The organism is Paenibacillus sp. J5C2022, from assembly GCF_025567625.1.
Lineage (GTDB): Bacteria > Bacillota > Bacilli > Paenibacillales > Paenibacillaceae > Pristimantibacillus.
The window spans coordinates 95,066-103,519 of record NZ_JAOQJC010000025.1 but is presented as its reverse complement, the minus strand read 5'-3'; the positions used below and the strand labels follow the sequence as shown (position 1 = coordinate 103,519).

Annotated in this window: 7 protein-coding genes and 1 pseudogene; 7 read left to right on the top strand and 1 reads right to left on the bottom strand. The window is 50.9% G+C overall.

Annotated features, from left to right (window positions below; genetic code table 11):
• The 4 genes and pseudogenes from M6D81_RS19805 to M6D81_RS19790 form a co-directional block, all read left to right on the top strand.
• Positions 1–992: pseudogene (locus M6D81_RS19805) on the top strand (collagen-like protein); the annotation flags it as partial.
• A 61-nt stretch (positions 993–1,053) separates the two neighbouring features.
• Positions 1,054–2,910 (top strand): RCC1 domain-containing protein, encoded by a 1,857-nt coding sequence (locus M6D81_RS19800; RefSeq protein WP_262678726.1) that lies wholly within the window; start codon positions 1,054–1,056, stop codon positions 2,908–2,910.
• Between the two features lie 650 nt (positions 2,911–3,560).
• The gene (locus M6D81_RS19795; protein ID WP_262678724.1) at positions 3,561–4,331 is read left to right on the top strand and encodes an ABC transporter ATP-binding protein; all 771 of its coding nucleotides are present in this window, start codon (positions 3,561–3,563) and stop codon (positions 4,329–4,331) included.
• On the top strand, positions 4,306–6,225 hold the full coding sequence (locus M6D81_RS19790) for an FtsX-like permease family protein (RefSeq protein WP_262678723.1): 1,920 nt from the start codon (positions 4,306–4,308) through the stop codon (positions 6,223–6,225). Before M6D81_RS19795 ends, M6D81_RS19790 begins: the two co-directional genes overlap by 26 nt.
• Here M6D81_RS19790 and M6D81_RS19785 read toward each other — a convergent pair.
• Positions 6,222–6,440, bottom strand: coding sequence for a hypothetical protein (locus M6D81_RS19785; protein WP_262678722.1), 219 nt, complete (start codon positions 6,438–6,440; stop codon positions 6,222–6,224). The two genes, M6D81_RS19790 and M6D81_RS19785, sit on opposite strands and share 4 nt — an antisense overlap.
• Before the next feature lie 235 nt (positions 6,441–6,675).
• Here M6D81_RS19785 and M6D81_RS19780 point away from each other — a divergent pair, with 235 nt between their 5' ends.
• The 3 genes from M6D81_RS19780 to M6D81_RS19770 all read left to right on the top strand — a co-directional run bounded on the left by M6D81_RS19780 (position 6,676) and on the right by M6D81_RS19770 (position 8,441).
• On the top strand, positions 6,676–7,539 hold the full coding sequence (locus tag M6D81_RS19780; protein ID WP_262678720.1) for a sugar phosphate isomerase/epimerase family protein: 864 nt from the start codon (positions 6,676–6,678) through the stop codon (positions 7,537–7,539).
• Between the two features lie 260 nt (positions 7,540–7,799).
• Positions 7,800–7,889: a type II toxin-antitoxin system YoeB family toxin gene (locus M6D81_RS19775; protein ID WP_262678718.1), complete on the top strand. Its 90-nt coding sequence runs from the start codon at positions 7,800–7,802 to the stop codon at positions 7,887–7,889.
• Between the two features lie 366 nt (positions 7,890–8,255).
• Positions 8,256–8,441, top strand: coding sequence for a Txe/YoeB family addiction module toxin (locus M6D81_RS19770; RefSeq protein ID WP_317259151.1), 186 nt, complete (start codon positions 8,256–8,258; stop codon positions 8,439–8,441).
• Positions 8,442–8,454 lie beyond the last annotated feature (13 nt).

Genomic DNA, 8,454 nt, shown 5'->3' with positions numbered 1-8,454 from the left:
AGGGTGACCAGGGCGAGCAGGGCATTCAAGGCGTGAAAGGCGACAAGGGTGACCAGGGCGAGCAAGGCATCCAAGGCGTGAAAGGCGACAAGGGTGACCAGGGCGAGCAAGGCATCCAAGGCGTGAAAGGCGACAAGGGTGATCAGGGCGAGCAAGGCATCCAAGGCGTGAAAGGCGACAAGGGTGATCAGGGCGAGCAAGGCATCCAAGGACTGCAAGGAATGCCTGGCATGCCTGGAACCCCAGGTCCTCCAGGAATGCAGGGAGCCCCGGGTGCGAAAGGTGACAAGGGTGATAAAGGCGATGGATTGGATGGTATCGTAGCATATGATGTTCTTGAAGCGCCGAGCTATTTGAAAAACCAAGTTGTGACCTATCAGGGCAGCACATTTATGGCTAAAGTGAACGCTCCTGTTGGGGAACCGGGGTTATCGGCAGACTATATACTGATTGCTGCTAAAGGTGAGAAGGGCGATGATGGCGCAGCTGGAGGCGGCAGCGGTGCTTTCGAAGGCTTCTCGGCAAGTATCAACAACATGTTGGGCACCTCAAATACAATGCAGCTTTTATTATGGAGTACAGCAGCTCCTGGCTATAACTCTCCTAACTTTAATTCTATGACGGGAGAATATACTGTTCCTGCTACTGGGAAATATGCTATAAATGTTTCTTTGAACTATAAACTTAGCACAGCTGTATCGGTTAGTCTCGGAGCAGGTGTAGATCCGTATTTTACAGTTCAAAGCGATAATGGTGCGCCAGAAGAGATTTCTAAAGGGTATTTGCCGATACTGGATGTTAACATTGCACTTGTGTTAACGTTGCGCACGATTATGAAACAATCGGTGGTCACATTGTCAGACGAAGTGTTCTTGACTAGTGGCAGTAAAATTACCGTCTCTTATGTTGCGGATGGGCTAACGCTTAATCTCTCTGAGATTTCCGGAAGATGGTCTATTCGTCAATTGTCCGTAGATCCAGATCCGGTTTAAGTAATGACACACAGCCGGAGAGCTGCAATGCTCTCCGGCTGTTACACGAGGAGGTTGTGGAATGAAGATCATCTATCAGTATCGGGCAATTGTGGCAATTCTGATCGTGCCAATCATTCTTGTAGCATTAGTACAGAGACTTCCTATCGCTTCTGCTGGAGCCTCCGACCTTCGTGTTGTGAGCTCCACCCCGGCAGATTGGGAAGGGAATGTTGTCATACAAGCAACGGCTCGGCTATGGTTTGATGAAGAACTGTATGGAGACATGGACGACGAATTAGTTTCATTGCAGCAACTCAACGGTGAAGAAGTATCTGTCTCATTGTCCGTATACGGACAAGAGCTTTCCGTCGTTCCGCAAGCTGCACTGGCTTATGATACGACGTATGAATTGCAGCTGAAGCCGGGCAGTGTGGAAAGTGCAACCGGCCGGACACTAACCGAAGCGTATACGATAACGTTCCGAACAGAAGCAGCTCCCGAGCTTGTGCTGCTTGCTGCCAATCCGGCTAACGGTCAGGGGGGTGTACCCTTAGATCAGCCTATTGAACTGCTGTTCAATAGGCCCGTTATGCCCGGCAATCAGGCTGGCGGCATCATGATCAGCAGTAGTAATGGCATGGTAGATTATCAGACGGGGATTGACGGCAATAAGCTTATATTGCATGCGAATGAGCCGTTACAGCCTTCCGTAACTTATTCCGTATACATGCCCGCAGGCAGTGTCATGAGTCCGGATCATGCACAGAATAAGCAAGCGATTGCGTTGACATTCACAACTTGTCAGTGCGAAGCTTCGCATACAGGTACAGAACGAATTGATTCCAATGTATTTCATAGCGCCATGCTGAAAGAGGACGGAACGTTGTTAGCTTGGGGCTTCAACCAGCACGGTCAGCTGGGCAATGGCACAAATGCCTCTTCCGCTGTTCCTGTACAGGTAGTGGATAGCGCGACTGGTCAGCCGCTGCGCGACATCAGTCAGGTAAGCGTAGGATATCACTTTACGCTGGCTTTGAAGAACGATGGAACAGTATGGACGTGGGGCATTAATGAGTATGGTCAGCTGGGTAATGGCACGCAATTGTCCAAGTCTTATCCGACGCAGGTGAAGACGGAATCGTCGGATCTCCTCGATCAGGTTGTTGCCGTATCGGCAGGATCATTTCACTCCTTGGCGTTGAAAGCCGACGGAACGGTGTGGAGTTGGGGAGACAATACGCATGGTCAGTTAGGCAACGGTACCGTGCAATCGACTTCCCTTCCTGTCCAAGTGACAGGGGAAGACAGCGTGCTGGATCAGGTCATTGCCATAGCCGCCGGTGAGTATCACTCTGTCGCATTGCGCGCAGATGGCACGGTGTGGACATGGGGGCACAATGAAGCGGGTTCCCTGGGAGACGGTACGTTCCTGAATCGCTTGAGCCCGGTTCAAGTTGCAGGAGAGAGTGGAGACGGAGCGCTGCAGGGCATCGTGTCGATCTCGGCCAGCTATCATACGACAGCTCTTGATGCAGACGGTAATCTATGGACCTGGGGATACAATAATCAGGGGCAACTGGGTGACGGCACGACTGTCAATCGCGCAGTTCCTCTGAAGGCGAAGGGGCATAGCTTTACATCCGCATCGGCAGGCTCATACCACACGATCGCCCTGAAAGCGGACGGAAGCGTCTGGGGATGGGGCGGCAATGAATACAACCAACTGGGAGCCGACAGCCAATCGAATAGCTTGATCCCCGTAGAAGTTGGGATTGACGGCGGCGAGGCGGCAGTTGTCTCCGGCGGCGGCTATCACTCCGCTGCAATTATGAAGAACGGCCAGGTTGCCACATGGGGCAATAATCAATATGGTCAACTCGGTAAGGGCATCGTAGAAGAATATTCCGCTCCCGCCATGAGCCTTGCCATTCGATAAACGATTACCGGATACAGTTAAAAATAAAGGGATTGCTCCTAGTGAGCAATTCCTTTTTTTTGAACATATTAGGTATCAGTTCCAGGGTTCCCGTTATCGCTCAATATGCTCACATAGCCCCGCCAACCATACCCCGCCTGCCCCAAAGTAACCTTCTATCGCTCAAAATGCTCACATAGCACCCGAAATGTACTGAAAAGCGCGCACTATCGCTCAAAATGCTCACATAGCCCCGCCAACCATGCCCCGCCTGCCCCAAAGTAACCTTCCATCACTCAAAATGCTCACATAGCACCCTGAAATGTACTGAAAAGCGCGCACTATCGCTCAATATGCTCACATAGCCCCGCCAACCATGCCCCGCCTGCCCCAAAGTAACCTTCCATCGCTCAAAATGCTCACATAGCACCCGAAATGTACTGAAAAGCGCGCGCTATCGCCCAATATGCTCACATAGCCCCGCCAACCATACCCCTTCCTCGGCGGTGTGAGTTGTAAAGAAGTCAAGGACAGAATGATAGAAGAAGAGGATTTCGGAAAAAGCTTACAGTCGTGTAAGGAAGGTGACGATACTGTTCGTGGGAAATCACGCTATGCTTGTGTACACTGTAATTGCCAGGGAGGCATTAGGAATAGAGGAGTGAGTAGGGATGAATATATTGCAAGCGAAAGGCATTCAAAAAACGTATGCAGGCAAAGTGGCATACCAGGCGTTGAACGATGTGGATCTTACAATCGGCAAGGGGGAATTTGTCGGCATTATGGGACCGTCCGGCAGCGGCAAGACGACGCTGCTCAATGTCGTCTCTACGATAGACCGGCCAACCTCCGGCTCCGTCCTCATTAACGGGAGCAACCCCTATGAGCTCTCTCAGGAGAAGCTAGCCCGCTTCCGCAGAAGGGAGCTGGGCTTCGTGTTCCAATCCTTTAATCTGCTGGACACGATGACGGTAAGGGAGAATATTATGCTGCCGTTGACACTGGAAGGCGCCGGCGTCGAAGACATGAAGTCGCGTGCCGGAGAGATGGCAGAGAAGCTTGGCATAGCTGGCATAATGGACAAACGCACCTATGAGATATCAGGAGGACAAGCGCAGCGGACAGCAATTGCAAGAGCTCTCATTCATAAGCCGAATCTGCTGCTGGCGGATGAACCGACGGGCAATCTGGATTCGGGCGCGGCGCGGGATGTCATGTCGTTAATGGAAGGACTGAACAAGAACGAAGGAGCCACGATGATGCTGGTCACTCATGATGCGATGGCGGCAAGCTATTGCGACAGGGTTGTATTCATTAAGGACGGCCGAACTTACAGCGAAGTGCGTCGCGGTGACAGCCGTTCCGAGTTTTATAATCAGATCATGCAAGTTCTTTCGTTGCTGGGAGGAAGCGGTCATGAACTTTCGACAATTCGCGTTTAGAAATGTTGTACGCAACATGCGTGCATATGTGGCGCATTTTTTAAGCAGCACCTTTTCCGTTATGGCATTTTTTATATTCTCGGTGCTTATGTTCCACCCCGATCTGCAAGGACAGCTGCAATCCAGCAGCCTCACCATGTCTTACCTCGCCTCGATGGGGCTGAAGGTATCGCAATACTTTATCTTTCTGTTCTCATTTCTATTTCTGCTATATTCATCCGCGGCATTCCTGAAGGTCCGGAAGAAGGAGTTCGGCATACTGGCCATACTCGGCATGTCGGAGCGTCAGAGGAAGCGGCTAACGTTCGTGGAAAATATGCTGCTGGGACTCGCTTCTATTATTGCAGGCATCGGTATCGGGCTTTTGTTCACCAAGCTGTTGCTTCTCATTAGCGAAAGGGTGCTGATGCTGGATGAGGGATTGCGGTTCTATGTGCCTCTTAAAGCAATCGGATCTACGGCAGCGGCTTTCGCAGTACTGTTTATTGCCGTGTCATTGCTGACGGTTAGAGTCGGAAGGCGCAGCACGGTGCTTGAGTTGTTGAAATCGGATGAGAAACCGAGAACGGAGCCGAAAGCATCGGCATTCGTATCGTTCCTGGCCATTGCGCTCATCGGCGCCGGTTATGGCATGGTGTACTATTTCGTGGAGCGCAGCTTCTTTTCTTTGAGCTTGTTGGCCGGGGCCATCGCTTGTGTCGTAGCGGGCACTTATTTCTTGTTCACGCAGTTAAGCGTGTATACGATTCATCTATTGAAGCGGCGCGAACGGATTCTCTTTAAGCGAATTAATCTGTTGACATTGACGGATCTGGCTTATCGCATGAGGGATAATGCGGTCATGTTCTTCATGGTCGCTTCCGTGATGGCAGTTGCATTCTCGGCGATTGGCGTGTGCTTGACGATAGGTGATCCGGAGAGGACGATACGCAATTATCCCTATGCGTTCACCTATCACGCCTCGCCGGACAGTACGGGAGAGGACGATGGACCGAATCTGATCGGGAGCACATTGGAAGGAGAGGGGTTCCAGTACCGTAAAGCGACTATTACACCTCTGTCAACTGAGCGGAAAGGCTATTCCATGATCCCGTTGTCCCAATACAATGAACTGGCTGCCATCAAGGATCAGCCGATTGCGGACGCGCTGTCAGGCAACGGCATGTACATCGCGACGGGGGGTGTTGCCCGCAACAACGGCGTGTACAATGACGAGTCACTCGTCGAGGAAGCGCGGCAAGAGCTCGGAGCAGCGGGGCAGAAGCTGCAGTTGGAAGGAAGATTGCAGCCGTTCGTGTTGCCTCAGCCGTTCGATACGATTGTTTTGCCAGACGAGCTTTTTGGCTCGTTGGACGAGAACGGAAGCTACGGCGCCATCACTTATTTTGCTGTACCGGAATGGAAGAAGACGCTCGATCTCGCCCGGAAGCTGGATAAGACATTATCAGCGGATGGTTCGGAGAATGGGAGCAGCGGTTTGTTCGCCTTGTCGCTTTCCCACTTCCAAGATAGACAGCTAAACGGCATCCTGCTCATTATTTGCGTGCTGATGGGAATGGTGTTCTTTACGTTCGCAGCCAGCTTCCTCTACTTCCGGCTCTACTCGGATAAGCAGCGGGACGAGAGACAATATGAGATGATCGGCAAGATCGGACTTAGCGTCAAGGAATTGAAGGGACTGATTACACGCCAGTTAAGTCTGATGTTCTTTCTGCCGCTTGCGCTGGCAGCCGTTCACAGCCTTGTCGCCTTTCATAACTTGGCTAACTTGGCTAACGCGCCTATGCTTACGAATGCAGTCATCATTTTCTCGACATTTCTATGTATTCAAGCCGTGTACTTCCTGCTCATCAGATGGCGTTACTTAGGCCATATGCGGGATAGAATCGGCTAGGAGCGCCTTCTAAGCTCGAAAAATTCGCACTCCGATCTGCGATGATACATGAGATCGCCAACTCCGGACTGCGTAACGACGGTGTCGTCATCGAATCGGACAATGCTGGAGGACATGTCGATAATGGCGTTGTCCTGAAAGACGCGAATCTTCTTCTCACGCTCCAACGCTTCCTGAAAATCGGCATCCGTTAACAGCCTGCGGTTCATGGACAAGGCTAGCCTCTCCTCTCAATATAATATGGAATGAATGGGCAATGGCAAAAGCCTTGCTTTAGTGTAGCTTATTATAACGCCTTGTACAACCAAGCAAGATAGTACAACCAGAGTCAAATATTGCTGTGGAACTGGCAAAGCCCAACGAAGAGAAGACGCTCCGTTATTTGCTAAGATGAGTACGAGGAAGCGCAAGCAAGTGAACAAGACTACAGTAAATTGACGAAGGGCTGGGATGAGTGCGATGAAGTATGCCGTGTTTACAGTAATGATGCCGGATTGTTCATTGGATACGACGATTGAGAAGCTGCAGCAGTATGGCTATGACGGTGTGGAATGGCGATTCACGAAGTCCGATCCCGCAAGGGCGGAGGACGCACCCAGCTTCTGGGGCAACAATCTATCGACCGTTGAAGCTGACGCAACGGAGGCGGAGCTGCTGCTATTGAAGGAGAAGACGGTTGCGGCCGGTCTTCAAGTGCCGAATATCGGCGCATATATTGCGTGCGGCGACAAGCAAGCGACCGAGACGGCGATGAAAGCGGCCAGCGTGCTGGGAGCCCCGTCCATACGCGTAGGCGTGCCGATGTATAATCGTACGCGCCCCTATCAGGAGCTGCTTCTGGAGGGCAGGGCATATCTGGAGCAGGTGCAGGAGCTTGGCGCGGAGTATGGCGTGATGGGCTTAATCGAGGTGCATCATGGCAACATCGCTTGCAGCGCCTCGCTGGCAAGGCGGCTGGTGGAAGGGTTCGATCCCGCACGGATAGGCATTATATACGATCCTGGCAACATGGTGCACGAAGGCTTCGAGAATTATCGGATGGGCCTGGAAGTGATGGGCGAATATTTGACGCATGTGCATATTAAGAATGCCCGCTGGCAGCGCAAGGAAGGAGAAGCTTCTGCAGCAGAGGGACCATTGTGGCAAGCGGTATGGTCGCCGCTTCAGGACGGGGTCGTGCATTGGCCGCAGGTAATCGCGGACTTGAAGGCGATCGGCTACGACCGCTGGCTGACCTTCGAGGACTTCAGCGGATCGGCACCTACAGATACGCTGCTTCGGGACAATCTGGCGTATGTGAGGTCGCTCTTTTAAGGAGTCTGCGATATGAAGCAAATTATACGATGAGTCAACAGGAATTAACTCTCTTTAAATTATGCGCACGACAGCGATTAATATTTTTGTCCGTCAGTCAATACGGCAAGGCGGAATTCCATTTGAAATCACAACCCATACAGATCCTTTCTATAACCCAGCAAATCTCAATAGAATTAAGGACTCTATACAACAGATGAAGCAAGGGAAATCGGTGAGCAAGACAAGCACAGATTTGGAGAGCTTGTTGGAGGAGTAATTTGATTTTTACAAGCTATGCTTGGGAAGATTACTTGTACTGGCAAACCGAAGACCGAAAAACTTTAAAGCGAATTAATGTTACTACTTAGCTACTAAGCAAGTAGGAGCTTATCGCTCAAAATGGTCACATAGAAGCGGAAAAGTAGTGGGAATTGTGCGCTATCGCTCATTTTGCTCACATAGCTCCATTAAGCGTGCCCCGTACCGCCGAAAAGTAGGAGCTTATCGCTCAAAATGGTCACATAGAAGCGGAAAAGTAGTGGGAATTGTGCGCTATCGCTCATTTTGCTCACATAGCTCCATTAAGCGTGCTCCGTACCGCCGAAAAGTAGGAGCTATCGCTCAAAATGGTCACATAGAAGCGGAAAAGTAGTGGGAATTGTGCGCTATCGCTCATTTTGCTCACATAGCCCCGCCAAGCTTGCCTCGTACCGAATGGACCTAAGTAGTAACGAATTAATCAGCTAATTAAGGACATTAACCGCAATGGCTATGAAGGTATAGGCAAACCTGAGTCTTTGCGAGGGGACTTGTCTGGATATTGGAGTCGCCGGATCGATGAAACGAATCGGTTGGTTTATCGCATCTATGATGAGAAGATAGAATTTTATGCATTCCGTACTCATTATGGAGATAAGTAGCTTTAACTCCATG